Annotated in this window: 17 protein-coding genes and 2 tRNA genes; 8 read left to right on the top strand and 11 right to left on the bottom strand. The window is 32.6% G+C overall.

Annotated features, from left to right (window positions below; genetic code table 11):
* Positions 1-553 precede the first annotated feature (553 nt).
* Positions 554-1,645: an outer membrane beta-barrel protein gene (locus QE431_RS16815; RefSeq protein WP_134139814.1), complete on the top strand. Its 1,092-nt coding sequence runs from the start codon at positions 554-556 to the stop codon at positions 1,643-1,645.
* Between the two features lie 318 nt (positions 1,646-1,963).
* Here the strand turns inward: QE431_RS16815 and QE431_RS16810 are convergent, their stop codons facing one another.
* The 5 genes from QE431_RS16810 to QE431_RS16790 all read right to left on the bottom strand — a co-directional run bounded on the left by QE431_RS16810 (position 1,964) and on the right by QE431_RS16790 (position 7,553).
* On the bottom strand, positions 1,964-2,866 hold the full coding sequence (locus QE431_RS16810; RefSeq protein ID WP_057116839.1) for an N-acetylmuramoyl-L-alanine amidase: 903 nt from the start codon (positions 2,864-2,866) through the stop codon (positions 1,964-1,966).
* 26 nt (positions 2,867-2,892) lie between these two features.
* Complete coding sequence (locus tag QE431_RS16805) at positions 2,893-3,453, bottom strand: hypothetical protein (RefSeq protein WP_057116838.1); 561 nt, start codon at positions 3,451-3,453, stop codon at positions 2,893-2,895.
* A gap of 43 nt (positions 3,454-3,496) precedes the next feature.
* Positions 3,497-4,810, bottom strand: coding sequence for a 30S ribosomal protein S12 methylthiotransferase RimO (gene rimO, locus QE431_RS16800; protein ID WP_057116837.1), 1,314 nt, complete (start codon positions 4,808-4,810; stop codon positions 3,497-3,499).
* A 206-nt stretch (positions 4,811-5,016) separates the two neighbouring features.
* Entirely contained in the window at positions 5,017-6,519 is a 1,503-nt protein-coding gene (locus QE431_RS16795) for an OmpP1/FadL family transporter (RefSeq protein ID WP_307297922.1), read from the bottom strand.
* 41 nt (positions 6,520-6,560) lie between these two features.
* Entirely contained in the window at positions 6,561-7,553 is a 993-nt protein-coding gene (locus QE431_RS16790) for a hypothetical protein (RefSeq protein WP_307297919.1), read from the bottom strand.
* Between the two features lie 101 nt (positions 7,554-7,654).
* Between QE431_RS16790 and proS the strand changes: the two genes are divergently transcribed.
* From proS to rpsT, 4 genes are all read left to right on the top strand, one after another.
* Positions 7,655-9,133 (top strand): proline--tRNA ligase, encoded by a 1,479-nt coding sequence (gene proS / locus QE431_RS16785; protein WP_307297916.1) that lies wholly within the window; start codon positions 7,655-7,657, stop codon positions 9,131-9,133.
* Between the two features lie 78 nt (positions 9,134-9,211).
* A tRNA-Glu gene (locus QE431_RS16780) sits at positions 9,212-9,283 on the top strand.
* 46 nt (positions 9,284-9,329) lie between these two features.
* Positions 9,330-9,401, top strand: a tRNA-Glu gene (locus QE431_RS16775).
* A 153-nt stretch (positions 9,402-9,554) separates the two neighbouring features.
* Positions 9,555-9,806, top strand: a complete 252-nt coding sequence (rpsT, locus tag QE431_RS16770) for a 30S ribosomal protein S20 (RefSeq protein ID WP_012026903.1) — start codon at positions 9,555-9,557, stop codon at positions 9,804-9,806.
* Positions 9,807-9,973: 167 nt separating this feature from the next.
* Here rpsT and QE431_RS16765 read toward each other — a convergent pair whose 3' ends face one another.
* Positions 9,974-10,381 (bottom strand): response regulator, encoded by a 408-nt coding sequence (locus QE431_RS16765; RefSeq protein WP_057116833.1) that lies wholly within the window; start codon positions 10,379-10,381, stop codon positions 9,974-9,976.
* A 4-nt stretch (positions 10,382-10,385) separates the two neighbouring features.
* Entirely contained in the window at positions 10,386-12,095 is a 1,710-nt protein-coding gene (locus QE431_RS16760; protein ID WP_281866385.1) for a PAS domain-containing protein, read from the bottom strand.
* Positions 12,096-12,263: 168 nt separating this feature from the next.
* Here QE431_RS16760 and typA point away from each other — a divergent pair, with 168 nt between their 5' ends.
* Complete coding sequence (gene typA, locus QE431_RS16755) at positions 12,264-14,060, top strand: translational GTPase TypA (protein ID WP_057116831.1); 1,797 nt, start codon at positions 12,264-12,266, stop codon at positions 14,058-14,060.
* Between the two features lie 85 nt (positions 14,061-14,145).
* On the opposite strand, the gene QE431_RS16750 is transcribed toward typA, so the two are convergent.
* The 4 genes from QE431_RS16750 to QE431_RS16735 form a co-directional block, all read right to left on the bottom strand.
* Positions 14,146-16,593 (bottom strand): T9SS type B sorting domain-containing protein, encoded by a 2,448-nt coding sequence (locus tag QE431_RS16750; RefSeq protein ID WP_307297883.1) that lies wholly within the window; start codon positions 16,591-16,593, stop codon positions 14,146-14,148.
* A gap of 111 nt (positions 16,594-16,704) precedes the next feature.
* Positions 16,705-19,053 carry a T9SS type B sorting domain-containing protein gene (locus QE431_RS16745; protein WP_307297881.1) on the bottom strand — a complete coding sequence of 783 codons (2,349 nt, stop codon included), beginning with the start codon at positions 19,051-19,053 and terminating at the stop codon, positions 16,705-16,707.
* Positions 19,054-19,068: 15 nt separating this feature from the next.
* Positions 19,069-19,905 carry an ABC transporter permease gene (locus tag QE431_RS16740; RefSeq protein WP_057116828.1) on the bottom strand — a complete coding sequence of 279 codons (837 nt, stop codon included), beginning with the start codon at positions 19,903-19,905 and terminating at the stop codon, positions 19,069-19,071.
* A 7-nt stretch (positions 19,906-19,912) separates the two neighbouring features.
* Positions 19,913-20,821, bottom strand: coding sequence for an ABC transporter ATP-binding protein (locus tag QE431_RS16735; RefSeq protein ID WP_134139824.1), 909 nt, complete (start codon positions 20,819-20,821; stop codon positions 19,913-19,915).
* Positions 20,822-20,926: 105 nt separating this feature from the next.
* Between QE431_RS16735 and QE431_RS16730 the strand changes: the two genes are divergently transcribed.
* Positions 20,927-21,979 (top strand): hypothetical protein, encoded by a 1,053-nt coding sequence (locus QE431_RS16730; protein WP_057116826.1) that lies wholly within the window; start codon positions 20,927-20,929, stop codon positions 21,977-21,979.
* Positions 21,980-22,064: 85 nt separating this feature from the next.
* On the top strand, positions 22,065-22,925 hold the full coding sequence (locus QE431_RS16725) for a hypothetical protein (protein WP_057116825.1): 861 nt from the start codon (positions 22,065-22,067) through the stop codon (positions 22,923-22,925).
* Positions 22,926-22,946: the final 21 nt, after the last annotated feature.

Below are 22,946 nucleotides of genomic sequence, written 5' to 3'. Positions count from 1 at the left end.
TTGTTTTTTATGAACTTTTTATTTAAGCATTTGAGCTTGTAAAAGTGATGATAAAGGTGGTTTTCCTGATTTTATTTTTTGTAAGAATTAGTTTCGCTGGTTTCAACTGTTTTTTAATTGATACGAGAATATGACTTTTGTTCTTTTTTGTGTTATTTTTGATTAACACCCCCTTTTATTTTGGGGTTATTTTTATTTTAAGGTTATTTTATAATCGTTTTATGTCAGTTTTTAGCTTTGTTTTTTAATTAAACCCTGTTTTTTTAATTGTTTTACTTGAAATTCTGTTGTTGAATTTTCAAAAAAAAATATCGATAAATGTCAAATAACGATTATTGTTAATTTAATTTTTGTAATCCGTAATTCTTCGTCTAAAACGTCAAAAAAGTACTTTTGAATTATTCTACTCATACAAAAGTTAATAAATTCGCTAATGAAAATGATGATGTTTTAGAGGGCGGAAATAGGTTTTAGAAATGACTTATACTATTAAATAGATATATAAAAGATTAACTAACCAGAATCAATTAATAACTAAAAACCAATTTAAAACATGAAAAAAGTATTTCACATTTTAGCCGCGATGTTAACAAGTTCTTTTGCTTTTGCCCAAGAAGATGAAGCAGCCGCTCCACCAGCAACCACCTGGGGAGGCTCTGCAGATGCGTACTATAAATATGATTTTTCAAAACAGATGAATGGATTAACGAGCTTCACCAACTCGCAAAATTCATTCGAACTAGGAATGGCGTCGATCGAGGCAGGTCATACTTTTGGAAAAGCTTCTGTTTTTGTAGACTTAGGTTTCGGAAAAAGAGCAGCAGAGTTTTCATATAATGAAACACCAGATAAAGATGTAAGTGCAAAATTTTTAATTAAACAATTATTCTTTACATACAATTTGACTGATGAATTTAAAGTAGTAGCAGGTAGTTTTGGAACTCATATTGGATATGAAGTTTTGGATGCCGTAGATAACAAAAACTACAGTATGTCTTATGCTTTTTCTTATGGGCCATTTTTTAATACAGGGGTTAAAGCGCAATATACTGCTGGTAAATTTACAGCTATGTTAGGAGTAACAAATCCAACAGATTTTAAATCAGCGATGGATGCGGGTTCTTATCAAAAAACGTTCATAGGGCAGGTAGGATATATAGGAGATACAGGAAGTGCTTATTTGAATTTTACAACAGGAAGTACTAATCCAATACCAGGAAGTGTAATTCCAGTATCAGACGAAAATAAAACTCAGTTTGACTTGACTGCTTCTAAAACAATTAGTGATAGTTTTGGTCTTGGGTTAAATGCAACTTACGCTAAAACTACAAACGATTTTGATAGTGCTTTAGATGGTGAGTGGTTTTCAATAGTTGGATATGCTAATTATTCATTCAGCCCATCATTGCTTTTAGCTTACAGAATGGAATATTTTGATGCTAAAGATGCAGCGCCAAGTATGGGAACATTAACAGGATCTAGTGTATTTGCAAACACAGTTTCTTTAAATTACAAAGTTGGAAAGCTTACAATTATTCCTGAGCTAAGATACGATGCAGCGTCTGAAGATATATTCTTAGATAAAGATGCATTGCCAACAGGAGGAAGCTTCTATGGTTTAATTGCTACAACATACTCTTTCTAGAGATAAAGATTGATATTTTTTTTTTTTTTGGAGCTGTCGAAACATACTAATGTTTTGGCAGCTTTTTTATTGGAAGAGGTTTGTGAATTGTGAATTGTAAATTGTGAATGGTAAACTGTGAATTTTGAGTTGTTAGTTGTTAGTTGTGTTCAGTTAAAGCTCTTAGTGGGTATATTCTAACAATATTTTGTAGAGACGCGCTGCAGTGTGTCTTCTTTTTATAGATCAATTTCTTTTGCATTCTTTCGCTATTTAAATAAAAAAAACGCATTTCTAAAACTTAGAAATGCGTTGCTTATTTTAAAAATTGAATCTTATTTATTGAACTTGTTTTTTGTAAATCGAATAAATAGTATCAATTGTTTTTCTGTCTAAGGTTGAGGTTGCGTCGGTTTGAATATAATGTAATTTAAATGCCTGAATTGCTGCAGTTAAATTTTTAGTATTATATCCAATTATTCGTAGCGCAGGTTCGATTTTAAAATCGAATGGTGCAGGTTCTAGAATTTCATCCGGCCAGATTCCGAAACCTTTTTCGGCAAGTGTTTTCCAAGGAAATAAAGCACTTGGGTCTTGTTTCCTTCCTGGAGCAATATCGGCGTGACCTAAAAAGTTTTGAGTCGGAATGTTATAGTCTTTTTTCAGCTTAGTCAGCAAAGCAACAAGACTGTTGATTTGTGCCTCTGTAAAAGGTTTGAAACCATTATTGTCTAATTCAATTCCGATAGAACAGGAATTTAAATCTGTTGTTTTTCCCCAAGTAGAATTTCCAGCATGCCAAGCTCTAAGGTAATCGTTAAGCATTTGGACTACTTTTCCATTTTCAGAAATAACATAATGTGCGCTAACCTGAGTTTTTGTTTTTGTAAAAGTACTAATAGTCTGCTGAAGCGAATCTTGAGCAGTATGATGAATAATAACGAAACTTGGTTTTCTTAAATTAAAGTTTACGGTACCAATCCACTCTGTATTAATTCCATTTACTAAATAGGTAGAACCAGTTTTAGATAAAGTATCTTTTATAATTCCTAATTGTTGTGCATAAGAAGTATCAATTACAACAGGAGTTGCAGGAATTGGTTTTGCTTCTTTGTTGGTAATCTGGTTTTCTAAAGTTTTTAACTGCTGGTCATATGCTTTTTCCGTATTCTTATACGGATTTGTAGAGCAAGAGCTGATTATAACAGCTAAAATAAGATAACAAAAATGTTTTTTTGTCATAATTCGTTGTTTATGGTTTTAAACGATTATTCTTCGATTTTCGTATCTGTGTTTTCTTTTACTTCTGTATTTTCTTTAGATTTTTTTGAGTCTTTGTCTTTTTTCTTTTTAGATTTTCCTGTTTTGCCTTCTTTTAGCTTCTCCATGAAAGTTTTGTACTTCTCTATTTGATCTGGATTTAAAAAAGAGCCAATTTTTTTATCAGTACTTTCTCTTAAAGCTTTTATCTGCTCAATTTTTTGCTCTTGACTGCTGCTTTCATTTTTCAATAAAATACCTTGTTCTCTTAAACTGTCTGTCAAAACATTTGTAATAGCAATTGCTTGTAAGTCATCAAGATTTACATCAGGTTTCATTTGTTCGACAATTTTACCAGCCGTTTCTTCAACAGGAATTTCTTTAGGCTTACTTTGTGAACCTTGCTGCTGTCCTGCCATCATACTTCTGTCCATTCCGCCGCCTCTTCCGTAACCGTTGCCATAGCCATTACCATAACCATTGTTGTATCCGTTTCCATATTGTGCAGAGGCACTATCGAAAAAGAATAGGCTTAAAACTAAAATAAATAAAGTTTGAATTGGTTTCATAAAAGTATCTTTTATCTAATGTTAACTATTGTTCAGCGTAAATTTAAGCAGGTTCTCCGTATAAATCAAATTCTGTAGCTTCAATTATTTTTATATTAACAAATTCACCTGTTTTTACGTAATGTTTAGAAGCATCAATTAATACTTCATTGTCAACATCAGGGCTGTCAAACTCTGTACGTCCAACAAAATGTGCTCCTTCTTTTCTGTCGATAATACATTTGAAAGTCTTGCCTACTTTTTCTTGGTTTAAATCCCAAGAAATTTGAGACTGTAATTCCATAATCTCATTTGCTCTAGCCTGTTTGACGTCATCTGGAACATTGTCTTCCAATAAATAAGCATGAGTATTTTCTTCGTGAGAATAAGCAAAACATCCCATTCTGTCAAATTTCATTTCTTGAACAAAATCTTTCAAAATTTCAAAATCCTCTTGAGTTTCACCTGGATAACCAACAATTAAAGTAGTTCTAATTGCCATTCCTGGAACTGCAGCACGGAAATCTTTTAATAGCTGAGTTGTTTTAGCTTGAGTTGTACCACGACGCATCGATTTTAAAATCGAATCTGAAATATGCTGTAACGGAATATCAATATAATTACAGATTTTTGGTTCGCGTTTCATTAATTCCAAAACATCCATTGGGAAACCAGTTGGATAAGCATAATGAAGACGAATCCATTCTATGCCTTCAACTTTTGCTAATTCTTCTAAAAGTTCCGCAAGATTTCTTTTTTTATAAAGATCAAGTCCATAATAAGTTAAATCTTGAGCAATCAAAATTAACTCTTTAACGCCGTTTTTAGCCAAACCTTGAGCTTCTTTAACTAATTTTTCAATTGGCTGAGAAACGTGCGAACCTCTCATTAAAGGAATTGCACAAAAACTACAAGGTCTGTCGCAGCCCTCTGCAATTTTTAGGTAAGCATAATTTTTTGGAGTCGTAGTCAAACGCTCTCCAAGTAATTCATGTTTATAATCTGCTCCTAGAGCTTTTAATAATTGAGGTAATTCTGTAGTTCCAAAATATTGATCCACATTTGGAATTTCTTTTTCTAAATCTGGTCTGTAACGTTCAGATAAACATCCTGTAACGAAAACTTTATCTACAAGTCCTCTGTCTTTTTTATCGGCATATTCCAAAATCATGTTTACCGATTCTGCTTTTGCATTATCAATAAAACCACAAGTGTTGATTACAATAATGTTTCCTTCTTTTTCTGCTGGAGCTTCATGTTCAACTTCTTTTCCATTGGCACGCAGCTGACCCATAAGGACTTCACTGTCATAAACATTTTTTGAACACCCAAGAGTGATTACGTTAATTTTGTTCTTTTTTAAAGACTTGGTTCTCATACTTTTATAAATTGGAGTGCAAAATTACACTTTTTTTATTCAAACACACTAGTTTCAGCATGTTTTAGGTGTTTTTTATGAAGCGGATTTTGCTTTTAGGATGTTATTTTGAGATTAAAAATAAAAATGATCTTAGATTAGGAGTAAAAAAAAAATCCGTTCAGTAAATACCAAACGGAAATTTTCATTCATCTATTTATTCTTAATTACAATTCAAATAATAAAGTAAGTGTTACATTGTTTAGTTTTGAAGACAGGTTAGCCCCATCTGTAAAACCTGTAGCAAAAAATCCTTGATTCGATTTTCTTTCTAAATAAGAGTAAGCTAAATCTAATTTAGTGCCTCCAAAATTGTAACCCAAACCACCAGAATAGCTGGTTAAATCTCCCACAGTAGTTCCATTTTTGTACGGACTTCCTTCGAAACGATATCCAGCTCGTAAACTTAGTTGATTAATTTTATATTCACCACCAATACGAAGCTCTCCTGTACTAGTTAGATCATTACTGATATCACTGTTGATTCCTCTGAAACCAGCATCATTTGTAGGTTTGAATTTTGCATTTCCGTAATTTTTTACAGCATAATCAACACTTAATAAACCTGATTTTCCAAAAACATACGCAGCGCTAAAAGTCCATTTGTCTGGAGTTTGTAAAGTGTATGATTCGTATACATTTACAATATTCGGGTTAACATTCGCATTTAAAGGTTGTCCGCCATCTGCTTGTCTTGTAGTGTAAATACTTTGTGAAGTTTCATCATATAGTTCATACCAAGTATTCGATTCATAAGCAACACCTAGTCTAAAAGCGTCAGTTACTTTTCCTATAGCTCCAAGCTGGAAAGAAAAACCATTTCCATAAGTATACAATTCGTTATTGAAACGTAAATTTGAAATAGTTTCATAAGGTTGTAATGGATTGCTGTTGTCTTCGTAAAAACTTGTCGATCTTCTATAGTCAGTTACGTGAACATTTAAGTTGGCTCCTAAATAAAGTCTATCTTTGTATGAAGTTGCAATATTAAAACCTACTTTACTGTTGTAACCTCTAGTGTGGATTTCGTTTTCTTGATAATAATTTCCTCCGGCAGGAACATTACTAATGTATTGAGTATTTCCTGGTGTATTAGATGCAGGGTCAACAACATGTCCCCAGTATCCCATATAAGCCTGTTGCTCTCTATAGTTTAAATCTCTATAATCTAATCCATCAATATCTTGTAAAGGAATTCCATTCGCAAAGGATAAGAAATAGTCATCAACAGAATTGATTGGATTTGTTCCAGCAGAGAAAATATCATTATTAAAATTATTTGTATTCTCGTATGTCGCGCCAATAGCAATTTTATTCCAACCGTTGTTAGGATTACGATCTTTAAAAACAAAAACACCTCCCGCTTGATTCAAAATAAAAGAGTTTTCTTTATCTGAAGTTTGAGTTCCAAAGTACTCAGAATTATTTTTAATGTTTTGATTACTAAAAGATATTCCAACTTGATTGGTATTAAAAACTGCAGAACCAGCTGGGTTGACGCTTAAAGATGATAAATCCCCTCCAACAGCACCGAAAGCACCGCTCATAGCTCTAAATCTTGCAGTTCCTGTTAGATTGTCTTGAGAATAACGCAAAGCATCTGAAACTTCTTGAGAATATGACGCGCTGGCAGTTAGTCCTGTTATAAGTAGGAAAAGTATTTTTTTCATTTGGATAAGTTTTAGTTTGAATTTAGTTTAGTGAGAAAAAATTATCTTCTTCCTCCGCCACCGCCAGATCTCATACCGCCGCCACCGCCGCCGCCAGAAGATCTCATGCTTCCACCGCCACCGCTGTTCATTGAACGTGATGGACTGCTAGGAGTGTAGCTTCTTGATGAACTGCTGTTGTTGCTATTGTTGTAATTGTAGCTTCTGTTTGTCGTAGTGTTACTATTGTTGTAAGATCTTCTAGAGTTACTGTAATCTACACTATTGGTATTAGCTCTTCTATTTGTAAATGACGGACTAGTTCCTCCATTCATATTAGATCTTCTAAAGTCAGTATAACCATTAGATCTGTTTGTTGTGTAGTTTCTATTGGTTGTGTAACTTCCTCTGTTAGTAGTGTAGTTTCTATTTGTTGTAAAACCTCTGTTAGAAGTGTAGCTTCGGTTGTATGCATAATTTCTGTTTCCATAATATGCGGCAGAACCTCTTCTTCCGTAAGTGTAGTTATAGTTATTGTAGCCGTAGTAACCGCCTCCCCAATATCCTGGATAGCCCCAGCCTGGTCCCCAGTATCCTGGATAACCCCAGCCTCCCCAGTAACCTGGGTATCCCCAGCCCCAGTATCCGCCATAGCCCCATCCATAATAAGGATAGCCCATTCCAAAGCCAAATGACCATGATGGGTTTGAGTATACGTTTACAGAAACGTCAGAGCTACTGCTTCCCCATGCAGGATAAGCTACAGAAGCTGTTTGAATACTGTCATTTTCTGAATAATTGGTATAATTGTCAACGTCAGTAAAAATTTCTGTCGGTTGGTTATCATCTTGCAGTGATCTGAAATAATCTTTGTATTGATTGTTTGTGCCATTAGACTGCTGCACATATCTGTTTGATGAAGAATTACCGTATACACCATCATTGTCATGATAAGATGAATTTTGGTAAGAACCACACGACGCAAGTAATAAACTCAATAATCCAATTAAGTAAAAATGATTAGAGTTTTGGCGAAGAGAAATGTTAGTTTTCATATCTGTGGTGTTTTTTATTGTTGCACATTACAAAAATAGTTAGTTTTGTCAAACTATTTAGTTAAAATTATTAAAACAAAATTTGTGCCAAACTATACAATATGAGTAAGAACCTCACTACAAGATCAGAAGATTATTCGAAATGGTATAACGAGCTGGTTGTAAAAGCAGATCTAGCTGAAAATTCAGGAGTTAGAGGCTGTATGGTAATTAAACCATACGGATATGCTATTTGGGAAAAAATGCAGGCTGAATTAGATCGTATGTTCAAAGAAACTGGACATCAAAATGCGTATTTTCCTTTGTTCGTGCCGAAAAGCATGTTTGAGGCTGAGGAGAAGAATGCTGAAGGATTTGCAAAAGAATGTGCTGTTGTAACACATTATAGATTAAAAAACGATCCAGAAAAACCTGGAAAATTAATGGTTGATCCTAATGCAAAGTTAGAAGAGGAGCTTATTGTTCGTCCAACTAGTGAGGCAATTATTTGGTCTACCTATAAAGGATGGGTACAATCATATAGAGATTTGCCTTTATTGATTAACCAATGGGCTAATGTGGTTCGATGGGAAATGCGTACGCGTTTGTTTTTGAGAACAGCTGAGTTTTTATGGCAGGAAGGGCATACTGCTCATGCTACTAAAGCAGAAGCTATTGAGGAATCTGAAAAAATGATGAATGTTTATGCTGATTTTGCAGAAAGTTTTATGGCAATTCCGGTAGTAAAAGGTTTTAAAACTGAAACAGAACGTTTTGCAGGTGCAGATGAAACTTATTGTATTGAAGCTTTAATGCAGGATGGAAAAGCATTACAGGCTGGTACATCTCACTTTTTAGGACAAAACTTTGCAAAAGCTTTTGATGTTAAGTTTGCTAATGCAGAAGGAAAACAGGAACATGTTTGGGGAACATCGTGGGGAGTTTCTACTCGTTTAATGGGAGCTTTGATTATGACGCATTCTGACGATCAAGGATTAGTACTGCCTCCAAATTTAGCGCCAATACAAGTTGTTATTGTGCCGATTCATAAAACAGATGAACAATTAGCACAGATTACGGCAGCGGTTAATGAATTGACTGCGAAATTGAAAAAGCTTAAGATTTCGGTTAAATACGATGACAGAACAACTCAAAAACCAGGATTCAAATTTGCTGAATGGGAATTGAAAGGTGTTCCTGTTAGAATTGCTGTTGGTCCAAAAGATCTAGAAAACGGAACTTTTGAGGTTGCAAGACGTGATAATTTGACTAAAGAAGTTGTTGAAGGTGAAAAAATTGTTGAATACATTAATGACTTGTTAGAACAAATTCAAAAAGATTTATTTGACAGAGCATTAAACTACCGCAATACTCATATTACAGAAGTAAATAATTTTGAGGAGTTTAAAGAAGTTCTTGAAGGTAAAGGAGGCTTTTTGTCTGCTCACTGGGACGGAACTGCTGCAACAGAAGAGAAGATAAAAGAATTGACAAAAGCAACTATTAGATGTATCCCTTTAGATGCTGTTGAAGAGGTGGGAACCTGTGTGTTTACTGGGAATCCTTCTTCTAAAAGAGTGCTTTTTGCTAAGGCATATTAAAAAAATATATTTTTTTTTGTGTTAACTATTGTGCAACTAAAAAATAGATGTATCTTTGCATCCGCAATACAGAAGCACGGTCCGTTCGTCTATCGGTTAGGACGCCAGGTTTTCATCCTGGTAAGGGGGGTTCGATTCCCCCACGGACTACAAGTTATATTACATATTGAAAAGTTTCCAAACTTAGGAGAATTATGGTCCGTTCGTCTAGGGGTTAGGACGCCAGGTTTTCATCCTGGTAACAGGGGTTCGATTCCCCTACGGACTACAAATTAGTTGTAAATAAGTTTTGTAAAATAAAAATTGGTGTCTCGGTTTTTATTTTATTAGTTAAAACCAAAGTGATTGTTTTACAATTGTGGGAGGTTTTTCTTTTTTAACTAGTATTTATAATAAATTATTACATCTAAAATTAAAGAAAATGGCAAATCATAAGTCAGCATTAAAAAGAATCAGAAGTAACGAAAAAAGAAGAGTTCTTAACAGATATCAACATAAAACTACTCGTAATGCAATTAAAGCATTAAGATTAGCTACTGATAAGTCTGATGCTGCTGCAAAATTATCAACTGTAATCTCTATGATTGATAAATTAGCTAAAAAGAACATCATTCATGATAATAAAGCTTCTAACTTGAAGTCTAAATTAACTAAACATGTTGCTAAATTGTAATTAAATACAATTTGAAAGATATATAAAAGTCCTCATTCGAGGACTTTTTTGTTTCTGCTAAAAATGAAAGTTTAAGTAAACGCTTTGTTTATTAGATCAAAATCAAAAATCCAAATTCTAATTTTAAAAGATTGGAATTTGGATTTTTTGATGTGAAATTTTTAAGTTTAAAGATCTATTTTCTTTTTAAGATATTCCAGCATTGGCTGTGTAATGGGTTTAGAAAGAAAATCGATTATAATAGGATATTGTTTTGCTTTAGCTAAATCTTCTGGGTCAATTGTAGAGGACAGCACAATTACAGGAGCAGAGTTGAATTCGTCATAATCTGAAGAAGTAAAATGATCTAAAAACTCCCATCCGCCCATTATTGGCATGTTTAAATCTAAGAAAATCAATTCTGGTTTTCTTTTATTTTTATCGTTTGTGTATTTTAAGGTGTTGAAATGATGGAGGGCTTCTTCACCGTTTTGAGCTGTAATAACTTCATGTGAAAATGAAGATTTCGAAATTACCTTTTTGCATAGCATCAATGTGATTGGATCATCGTCAACGCATAAGATCTGCTCAAGCATAATATTAATTTTTAAATGTTATTGTAAATGTGGTTCCTTTGTTAACTTCGCTGTCTATAGAAATAGTTCCTCCCATTGTTTCTACCTGCGATTTCACGAGATAAAGACCTAATCCTTTGCTATCTGGATAATTGTGAAATCTTTGATAAAGACCAAATACTTTGTCTCGGTTTCTTTCTAAATCAATTCCAATTCCGTTGTCTTTAAAGGTTAGGATTGTTTTATTATCGATTTTTTCTGCAGTTATAGATATTTTTAATTTTCTATTCTCTGATTTATATTTGATGGAATTGGTAAGTAAGTTTAATAAAATACTTTCAATATATGCTTTATTGGTAATGAGCTCTGGTACTTTGTCGAACTTAAGTTTGATTATAGGTTTGTGCAATTCTATTTGGAATGACAGCTGACTGAATACATTTTCAAAAACTTCTTCTAAAGATGCTTCTTCTTTTTGCATCGAAGGATTGTCTTTAATGATAATGACTTTTACTAAGTCATTAATTGTTTCGTTTAATAAATGTGTTGATTTTGTAAAACCAGTAAGGATTTCCTGAAGTTCTTCATTTTCTACAGGGATGTCTTCAATTAAATTTAAAAGTCCGATTAAATTAGATAATGGAGCTCTAAGGTTATGAGATGTAATGTAAGAGAATTGTTTTAAGTCTTTATTGTTTTGGGTTAATTCTCGAATAAGATGTTCTTTTTCTGTTTCCAGTTTTTTCTCGTCGGTAATATCTCTTTGTATGGAAATCCAGTGCGAAATAGCTCCTTCGTTGCTGAAAATTGGAATCATGGAAAAACGTACCCAAAATTCTTCTTTATTTTTGGTATAGCTGATAGTTTCAATTAGACATTCTTCTTCGTTTTTTATAGCACGTAAAAGTTTCTTTAATTCTTCAGAATCAGAATTCGGCCCCTTAAAGATGTTAGGTGACTTTCCAATTATTTCATTGGATTGGTATCCGGACATTTGCGAAAATGCTGGATTAACATAAACAATTTTAGGGATTTTTCCGTCAGGCGAATTGGCTTCTGTGATCAAAATAGAATCTCTAGATTGAGTAATTACAGTTTCTAAAAGCTTTAAACGTTGTTCTTCTTCTTTTTGTTTAGTAATGTCTTGAATAGCACCAATCATTCTAATGGCTCTTCCGCTTTCATCTTTCAATAAAAAACCTCTGTCCAAAACATATTTATAAGTCCCGTCTGCGCATCTAAAACGGTATTGATCCTGCCATTTTTCTGTTTTTTGCTCAATAAAAGAATATAATTTTATTGACATTCGGATACTGTCTTCTGGGTGAATTTTGTCAAACCACCATTTAGAAGTTTTTCCAACTTCTTCAGGGTTGTAACCAAAAACACTTTCAATTCCTTTGTTCCAATTAATACTATCCTCTTGAATTTTCCAATCCCAGATAGTATCGCTTGTTGCTTTTGCTACGATGTCATATTTCTCATTAGATTCCTTTATTTCTTCATTGGTTTTGTTTAGCTTTTCAAAAATGGTAATACTCCTTTTTTCATTTTTTGCCAGTATAAACTTGAAAACCAATCCTGTAATTAGAATAAAGATAATGTCTTTTATAAGTGATAAATATTGATATTCTGATGAAGAAAAGTAACTTATGAGTAATATATGACACAAAACTGCCATAATTATCGAGATGATTGAATAAATAAGAGTAATTTGGAGAGTTTTACTTTTCATTACCTCAAATATAGTTAAATTAACTATAACTAAACATATGTTAATATTATTTTGAAGGCGATATTTTGGTGTTTTATATTAACTAATTGATTGTATATACGCAAACTATGTCAGAAACGTTTTTTATTAAAAAATAAAGTGTACCTTTGCGCCCATTAAAAATCACAGATGGAATCTATTAGAAACATTGCAATTATTGCCCACGTCGATCACGGTAAAACCACTTTGGTTGATAAAATTATGTATCACTGTCAATTATTTCGTGAAAACGAAAACACAGGTGATTTAATCCTAGATAATAACGATTTAGAGCGTGAGAGAGGTATTACAATTACTTCTAAGAACGTATCGGTTCAATATAAAGGAACAAAAATCAATATTATTGACACCCCAGGCCACGCCGATTTTGGTGGTGAAGTAGAACGTGTATTGAACATGGCCGATGGTGTATGTTTGCTAGTTGATGCTTTTGAAGGACCAATGCCTCAAACTCGTTTTGTTTTGCAAAAAGCGATCGATTTAGGATTGAAACCTTGCGTAGTTATCAATAAAGTTGATAAAGAAAACTGTACTCCAGAAGAAGTTCACGAGAAAGTTTTTGATCTAATGTTTGAATTAGGTGCAACTGAAGAGCAATTAGATTTCCCAGCGGTTTACGGTTCTGCTAAGAACAACTGGATGTCTGATGATTGGAGAAATCAAACAGAAAACATTGAACCATTATTAGACATGGTTATCGCTAATGTTCCTGCTCCAAAAGTATCTGAAGGTACTCCTCAAATGTTGATTACATCTTTAGATTTCTCTTCTTTTACAGGTCGTATCGCAATTGGTCGTCTTGAAAGAGGTGTATTGAAAGAAGGAATGCCAATCTCTTTAGTAAAAAGAGACGGTAAAGTAATCAAATCTAGAATTAAAGAATTACACACTTTTGAAGGTTTAGGCCGTAGAAAAGTAGATCAAGTTATTGCTGGAGATATTTGTGCTGTTGTAGGTATTGAAGGATTTGAAATTGGTGATACTATCGCTGACTTCGAAAACCCAGAAGCTTTACAAACTATCGCTATCGATGAGCCAACAATGAGTATGTTGTTTACAATTAACGATTCTCCTTTCTTTGGTAAAGAAGGTAAATTTGTTACTTCTAGACATATTCGTGAAAGATTGACAAAAGAGCTTGAGAAAAACTTAGCAATGAAAGTTGGAGAGACTGATTCTGCTGATAAATTCATGGTTTTTGGTCGTGGTGTATTACACTTATCTGTTCTTATCGAAACAATGAGAAGAGAAGGGTATGAGCTTCAAATTGGTCAGCCGCAAGTTATCATCAAAGAAGTTGATGGTGTTAAATGTGAGCCGATTGAGGAATTAACTATCGACTTACCAGAAAACCTTTCAGGTAGAGCAGTTGAATTTGTTACTATCCGTAAAGGTGAAATGCTTTCTATGGAAGGTAAAGGAGAGCGTATGATTATTAAATTTAATATTCCATCTCGTGGAATCATTGGTTTAAGAAATCAATTGCTTACTGCTACTGCTGGTGAAGCTATCATGGCACACCGTTTCATTGGATATGAGCCTTACAAAGGAGAAATTCCTGGACGTAACAACGGTTCATTAATCTCTATGGAAAATGGAAAAGCAATTCCTTACTCTATAGATAAGTTACAAGATCGTGGTAAATTCTTTGTTGATCCTAACGAAGATATTTATGAAGGTCAGGTTATTGGAGAAAACACTCGTAGCGACGATATGACTGTTAACGTTACTAAAACGAAAAAACTTTCTAACGTACGTTCTTCTGGAGCTGATGATAAAGCTAGAATTATTCCAGCTGTCAAATTCTCATTAGAAGAAGCTTTAGAGTATATTCAAAAAGATGAGTATGTTGAAGTTACTCCAAAATCTCTTCGTTTAAGAAAGATTTATTTAAGTGAAACTGATAGAAAAAGATATAAAATCTAATTAGTTTTCAATTTCAATATAAAAATCCCAAATTCCGTATGGAGTTTGGGATTCTTTTTTATTATAAAATTGAGTTACTTGGAATTTACCTTTTCAACGAAAAATGACCTTTACTTTCTCGCTGGTCGCTTAATTTTAAAGTATACCAATAATCATCTGATGGTAATGGAATTCCTTGAAATGTTCCATCCCAGCCGTTGTCAAATGTGGTTAATTGTTTTAGTAATTTTCCAAATCTGTCATAAATATAAATTTTGGAATTTTTATATTCATTGCCATTCAATCCAATGATATTCCAATAATCATTAAAACCATCATTATTGGGTGTGAAAAATTGTGGAACACCAATTACGGCTACTGTTTTACTGACCAGTCCACAATTCTTTTTATCATTAATATAGACTTCATAAATTCCAGATTTTATATTTTCAAATACATTTGAATCTTGAAAAGGACCGTTTGGAGTATTTAAACTAAATTCATAATCTCCGCTTCCAGAAACATTTATCTTAATTTTATTAGAATTATCAATTTGTAAATCGACAACTTCAACGCTTTCTATAGTTGCAATGTTTGAAGATACAACCTGAATTATTCTCGTTTTAGAACAATTATTTTTGTTGAAGACTGTTACAGTATAAATTCCGCTGGTATTGACTTCGATATTTGATGCTGTTTTGTCCAATATTTCAACACCGTCTTTTTTCCAGACGTATACAAAGTCACTTAATGTATTAATGTCTTTTATTCCAGCATCTAATTGGGCAAAATAAGAAGAATCATTATCGCAGACATTTGTTGTTGTACCAATAATTTCTATATCGGGTAATCGGATGACTTCTAATTTAATTTTACTGATTCCAAAACATTCATTTCCTTCTTCAATTCTTGCATAGACAAAATCATTATAAGGGACTTTGTTGTTATATTGTGAAGGTGTCTGAATCTGATTTTGTTCTAATAAAGCATCATTTTCTGTAGCGTAATATTTTAATTCTTGAGTGTTTGTGAAAGGAATATTTGCGTTGGTTAAATTAAAGGTATGTATGCCATCTTCATTTTCATCATCATCACAAGCAATATCTAATAGATAAGTTTGTACCGAAATTACATTGGTTTTTAAATTTACGGTAGAGATGCTGCTACATTTAGTTTGTAAATTAGTGATTCTGGCAAACACAGTTTGAGGATTGCTACTATTGGTATACTCTGTAGACAATTGATCTGTATTGCTTTCAGCATCGGTCTTACTTATAAAAAAAGAAGTTTCAAGATCAGGATTATTATTGGTCAAAGCTGCATTTGCTTCTTTTAAATTGAACAACACAAAACCATTAGCATTTTCACCAGAATCACATTGTACAAGACTGACATTGTTTACTGGCGGTAAAGGATTTATAGTAATTTTTACTTCTGCTACAGATGCGCTGAGCTGGCTATTAAAGGCTTTTATAAATACCGATTGCTCAAATGGTGTAATGCTGTTAAAAAGATTTGGCAATTGATTGCTGTTATTATCAGCATCGCTTTGAGTTAAATAATAATTGATAGTTAAACCAGAAACATCAGCATTATCAAAAACTACTTTTGTTACTTGATCAAAATCAATTTTCGTTTTTCCATCGAATGGATTTGCATCATTTTCATCACAAACTTCAACCTTGTTATTCGGAAAAACAACTTTGTCATTTATTTTAATTGTAAAAGAAGCAGTATTATAACATTGTGTAATCGTGTTTGTTGCTCTCACAAAAATAGTTTCGGGACTTGTAGTGTTTCTGTAAGCAGTTGGATCTGCTATTGGATTGCTATTAATAATAGCATCATTTTCAGAAGTATGATAAGTAATTTTTACTCCTGTTTGAGATCCTGTTATTTTTGGAGAATTTGCTGTCAAATCAAAAATTAATGAAGAATTTGCCTGTCCAGAAAAGTCAGATTTTGTAATATTCAAATCACTTAAAACAGGAACGCTGATACTTGGTGCATCATCAAATGTTGCTGTGCCCAGCCATTCTAAAGAAAAATTACTAATTCCGACAGGCCTGTCAATTACAATAAAATAAGATTCTCCAGCATTTGCGTTAATCCATTTGATATACCCGTCTCCAAGTTCAGCAGGACCTTCAGACGTGTCAAAATAATCAGCTGTCATTCCCGTATGGTTGTAGGTGAGTTTTGCCATATTAGGATTTGTGGTAGAACAGCGAATGGGAAATGTTAATGAAGTACATTTTGCATCTGGACCAAATACAAAAAAATCAAAATCTTCGTTAAGATCAGAACTTTCAGGTTTTATAATAAAACCAAACGTTCCAGAAGTTTTAATTGAAATTTTTAACCATACGCTATTATTTTCTCTAGAACCACAGCTGTTTTCTCCTGTAATTTCTTGAACGTTTCCGGCGCCTTGTATACTTAAACCTTTAAAACCAGAATTGCCGCAAACTACAATTGCATCGATGCAATCATTTTGCGAATAAATATTTGTAGAAAGTAAAAAAAGAAAGAGTAAAGTTTTACATAAATTCATCTTATAAGAATTTAAAGTAAATATAAGATAAATTTGATGTTTTGTATTTTTTTATGCTTTACTTTTTAAATTGTTTTAAGCTTTTAGTAAAGAATTAGTTAAAATTCTACTTTACCTTTTCAAGCTGAAATGACCTTTAACATTTTTTCCATTAATGAATTGAAGTGTAAACCAATAATCATCTGACGGCAATTGTTGTCCATTGAAGATTCCGTTCCAGCCCAAACTGTTTTGAGTCATTTGTTTTAACAATTTACCATAACGGTCAAAAATTGAAATGCTATAATCAGGCATTTCTTCAATATTTTTGATTGCCCATAAGTCGTTATATCCGTCGCCATTGGGAGTAAAAAATCTAGGATAATCTAACACATAGACTACAAACGAATTAGATATTCCGCAGCCATTTTTGTCTCGGGCAATTGCATTATAAATACCTGGATTTACTTGTGTAAATGTTGGATCATCTTGAAAAACAGAGCCTTCTAGAGAGAATTCATAATTTCCAACTCCAGTATATTGAATTCGTACCGCATTTTCTATACCTGAAAAATCTTTTACTTCGGCTCCAGTAATTACTGCCGGTTCAGATAGAATGACTTTGAATTTTTTAGTTTTTTGACAATTATTAATATCAGTTACTGTAACAGAATAATCTCCAGCAGTGTCAATTTGTGTTGAATTTGTAGTGTTTCCATTTGACCAAGTATAGCTTTGAAAACCCGCCTCAACCGTTAATGTTATCTGATAACCTTTGCATAAATACAGTGGTTCATCTTCAAAATTAGGAGGATCAAAAGTGTGGACAATTAATTCTATTGGAGCTATATCATAACAATCAGGGCCATTTGCTGCTCGAGCATAAATTGTCTGACTATTTGGCGTTGTATTTTTAAAAATATTAGGAAGTACGTTTGTTTCTGTTATCGCATCATTTGCTGTCAAATAATAATTGATAATCAATCCTGCTGGTAATCCTGTCAAAACTTGGGGTGTTACTTCAGAATTTAAATCAAATTGGTACAAACCGTCTTGAGTATCGTCACCATCACAAGTTGCAATTGGAGATTGATCAGGAATAATTGAATTTGAAATGTTTAAAGCAATTTGTGGAGTAGTATAACATCCGAAAGAATTCTCAATTCTGGCATAAACAATTTGATTTGGAGCTTTATTGGTGTAACTTTCTGGATTTACAATTGGATTTGTTTTGGTTTGTGCATTTGCTAAGTTCTCATAGTATCCTTGATTGATAATTTGTGTATCATTGTTTTTCACAACATTGGCAGCTTTAGTCAAATTAAAAATTGAAATTCCATCTGTATTATCATCACATTGCAATAAAGAAGTATTTGTTGAGGCAATTTCTGGCGTAAATTCGATTGTTATCTCCCCAACTGAAACGCAAGTTGTGCCGTTTAATGTAGCTTCTACTTTATAAGTTCCCGATGTAATTACAGCGTATGTAGAAGTTATGGCGCCAGATAGTTGGATATAATTATTAGAATCGTCTTTTTTAAACCATTTAAAATTGTAATCAGAAGTGCTTAATTTGGTGTCTAAAACGAAATTTTCTCCAAAACATACAGGATTATTATTAGCAGCCGTTCTATCTTGTCCAAAATTTATTCGGGTTACAAAACTTCCGGCTTGTATAAAAACAGCCGAGTTATATTGTCTGGTCTCATCATCTGCAATAACTAATTTTAGATGATATTTTTTATTAGGAACTACATCTGTATAAGCATTCATTACAACGGTTTGCCCCGCATAATTTATTGGACTTACTGCAGAATTATAACCATTAAAATAAGTTTCATTTTCAGCATCACATCCTTTTACTATTCCTTCTGGAGTTGTAATAGGATTTATTTTAGGATGTACAGTTGTCGCAGAAACTGCCGTAGTTAAATTTGGCAGAACTGCTAAATTTTTATAATCTTCGGAACTTCCAACTTCCTTAATTAAAAAGGCAAAACCATCTGAATAAATGCATGGATAATTGAACTGATATTCATTTGAAGCAAACAGATAATTAAAGCTGATAGAATTCGTCAAAGCAGTAAAGTCAAATTCTAATACTGTTGCTTGTCTGCTATTGTTAATGCCCAATGCTCTATTTAAGTCATTATCACCGTTCCACGATTGTACTTGTACACCTTTAGAATCTGCTTGGTTGTAAGGACCTTCTGCATTTTGACTTGGCGAAGTACTTAGAACAAGTCCGCCCGAAAAAGGAAAATTAGTTCCTGCGGTGAAGGAAGCATAACTTTGACCATTTGCAGACGGATTTCCTGAAGCGCTTACATTTTCAATAGCAATACAAGAACTATTGATTAAAATATTTTGAACTAAATCTATAGGCGTGATATTTGGATTAACAGTAATATTTTGAGCACTGGTCTTATGCGTGACACAGGACAGCAGAAATAAAACAATTAAGATTTTAAAATGCTTCATAGTATAACAAATATACTATAAATCTCTATTTTTTAATAGTTTGTAAGAAAAATATACAAATAAGAAAGTCCATGTTAAAACGATTAAAACTGTAAAGTAATTTACGCTGTAATCCATATCTGTATCGATTCCCATTTGTGAACCAATATTCTTGATAACGGATAATCTAGGTCCTGGATTAACAATTAAATTTGACATAGATTCTAATGGAAAAAATTGCATAACTTTTTCGCCAGTATTACTGTCTGGGAAAATTTTAAAAGCCAATACACCTTTTGCAATTCCTTCAATTATACTCCAGACCAAAAGAAATCCTAATGCAAATGCGGAGCGTTTTACCAGAATTCCAAGAAATAAACAGAAAGAAAAGAATCCTGTTAATTTTACAAAAAAGGCTAAAAGATAATCTAAATCACTAAAAATAATATCAAATTCAGTATAAGAAGAAAAAAACAATCCCAGAATTAAACTCATAATAAAAACGAAAACTGTCGAACCGAAAGCAAATAAAACCACGGTTAAAAATTTAGACAGAATAAATTCTTTTTTGCTTAAACCGTCAATCAAGTTTTGTTTTAAAGTTCCGTAACTGTATTCATTAGCCATCATAGAAACAATTACAATAGCCAGAAAAAATTTAAGAATAGCAGCAACATAGGTATTAAAATGCCAGATAAAAGGGAAGTTAAAAATTCCCATTTCTGCTAAATGAAATTTAAAAACGCCAATGTCAAATTTTATGGCTGCAATTAGTGCTATAAAAGAAAGTAATATAAAATAAGTTAGTGTTAATATACGGCTGGCTTTATTCATCCAGATTTTTTGTAATTCTATAGAGATAAGTCTTTTCATGGCTTGGTTAGTTTTTTGGATGAGTGTTTTTGGTTAATTCTAAAAATTGCGCTTCCAAACTATTTTTACGTTTTACCAAGTGACTTAAAATTATATTTTTGGAAAATAAAAATTGGTTTAATTCTGAAGCAGACAAATCTGATTTTAAATACACTAAAACTTTTCCGTCTTCATCCTTAATTTGACTTACGGCATTGTGATCTTTTAAAGCGGATTTTAATAGCTCATTATCATTCGAAGAAATTTCAAAGAAACCTTCATTAGATGACATTCCATCGACGGAACCTGAGTATAAAACTTCGCCTTTTCTTAAAACAATTACCTGCGAACAAACTTTTTCGACTTCATCTAATAAATGTGATGCCAGTAAAATAGTAGTTCCCTGAGAAGCAATTTTTTTAATAATATCTCGAATCTGATGAATTCCCTGCGGATCTAATCCGTTAGTTGGTTCATCTAAAATTAAAATTTCCGGATCATTTAAAAGTGCAGATGCAATGGCCAGACGCTGTTTCATTCCCAACGAAAAAGTACTGAATTTGCTATCCTTTCTTTCATCCAAACCAACCAATTCCAGCTTTTCATTAACTTTAGAATAATTGATATTTTTGATTTTGCAGACCAATTTCAGGTTTTGCTCAGCAGTCATATAAGGATAAAAGTTTGGTCGTTCTATAATTGCGCCAACCTTTTTTAAAGCTTCATGCGTTTCTACATTGCCGTCAAACCAGCGATAATTACCAGAAGATTTATTAACAACATTCAATACAATTCCTAATGTAGTTGATTTTCCGCTTCCGTTAGGGCCAAGAATGCCATAAACACGGCCTTTTTGTATAGTAAAAGATACATTTTTTAAAGCCTGAATTCGGCCGTATCTTTTGTTCAGATTCTCAATGGTTAATATGGTTTCCAAATTTTTCTGGTTTTAGTTTTTAGTATGACGAGCCAAATTGATTTTTGTTACTTTAAATTCGAACTTTAATCGTATTGACGTAAATTTGTAATAAAGATATTCAAAATGAGCGAGCCATTAATGGTTTTAAAAAAACCGTCCTATCCTTTAACACTGCAACTTTTAAACTATTTAGAGCGATACGAACGTATTTCTAAAGTTTCTGTGTTTTATGATGATTTGCTTCGTTTTTCGGGCTCGATAAATGTTTACGATAAAAATGATAATGATACTCTTTGGATTCGTGTATATTACAGCGAATTTGAACGCAATGAAATTGATTTAAACCTAAAAAGAATTTATTCTCTCCTTCATTCTGATGGTAACAGCGAAATTATCCAGTTCCTGAATATTGATGCGATTGATTATTGTACATTCGGAAATTCGAAACCTTTTAGAATTAAAGTTCGAAATATCCTCAACGATAATTACGTTCATTTCTACATTAAAAAAGCAGATGCTTCTCGAATTTATGGTTTAGAATTGGAAGATATTCTTTCGCCAGATAAAATCAATTTTTTGGTTTATAAAGATACTTTGATCGAAGAACACATTATCGGAATTCCAGGTGATGTTTTTATGGATACTTTGTTGGATAGTTGTTCTGAAACTGAAAAAGCGCAGATTGCAAAAGAATTTGTGAAGTTTAACGAACGTTGTATGATTCGTCTTTTGGGTGATATGCGTGCGTACAATTATGTAATTGTCCCAATTCACGATTTTGATCAAGTAGTATATAAAATTCGTCCAATTGATTTTGACCAGCAATGTTATGAGGGAAATTTCAAAGTATATCGCCCTCAGTTTTTCAAAGAAAATTATCCAATGATTCAGCTCATCAAAGAAAAATTGGAAGAACGTTCGATAATTCAGTATAAAGATGAAGAAAGAGCGATTTTGGCCAAACGTATTCATTCGGCAGAAAATCGAATTAAAAAACTCTTGAATATAATGTGTCACGATACCATTTCGACAGAAGAACATCTGAATCAATTAAAAATGGAATTGTACCGATATACTAACGATATGAAATTTAAAAATGCCAAATCGATGGGACATATCATGCACGCGGCATTTGAGTTTATTATCCGTAATTTTAAAAACACAAACTTAGTTTAGAATTTAACATCCAATTTAAGTTCATTAAATCAACTCTTAAATTGACTGATATAACTTATATGGTTTAAGAAGAAAATATAATCTTATGAAAAAATCTTTTTTAGTATTCGCGTCTTTAGTTTTATTGGCTTGTCAGCAACAGTCAGGGAATGATTTGAAGACACTTTATTCGCTTCCGAAAAAATTAAAAGAAGTTTCAGGAATAACTTATTTCCCCGAAACAAGTACAATTTATACCTTAGAAGACAGCGGTAATAAAAATGCAATTTATGCGATTGATTCTAAAGGAAAATTAGAAAAAACAATTACAATCTCTAATGCAGAAAATATCGATTGGGAAGATATCACAAGAGATAAAACTGGAAATATTTATATTGGTGATTTTGGAAATAATGATAATGAACGTAAAGATTTATGTATTTATAAAGTTGCTAAAAGCGAATTAAACAAAGATTTGGCTAAAGCCGAATATAAAATCTCATTTTCGTATCCAGAACAAACCGAATTTCCTCCAAAGAAAAAAGAAATGTTTTTTGATGTTGAAGGCTTTTTTGAACAGGGCGGTTACTTTTATCTTTTTACAAAAAACAGAAGCAAAGGTTTCGATGGAACTGCTTTTATTTACAAAATCAAAAATGCATCTGGAACTCAAAAAGCAGTAAGAATTGGCGAATTTAAAACTTGCAATAATTACAATCATTGTGTTTTAACGAGTGCCACAATTAGCCCTGACGGAAAAAAAGTAGCGTTGTTGAGCCATGATAAAGTTCTTTTATTTAAAGGTTTCAAAGGAGATTTATTCCACAAAGGAACTCATACAGAAATAAACCTAAACCATTTTTCTCAAAAAGAAGCCATCGTTTTTAAAGACAACAACACCTTACTTATTGCCGACGAAAAAACGAATAAAGTAGGAGGGAATGTTTATGAGTTTAAATTAAAATGATAAAAGGTTCTGAGAGGCTAA

Source organism: Flavobacterium sp. SORGH_AS_0622 (assembly GCF_030818825.1).
In the GTDB taxonomy this organism is placed as follows: Bacteria; Bacteroidota; Bacteroidia; order Flavobacteriales; family Flavobacteriaceae; genus Flavobacterium.
The sequence above is the reverse complement of the archived record's forward strand: the minus strand, read 5'-3'. Positions and strand labels throughout refer to the sequence as shown.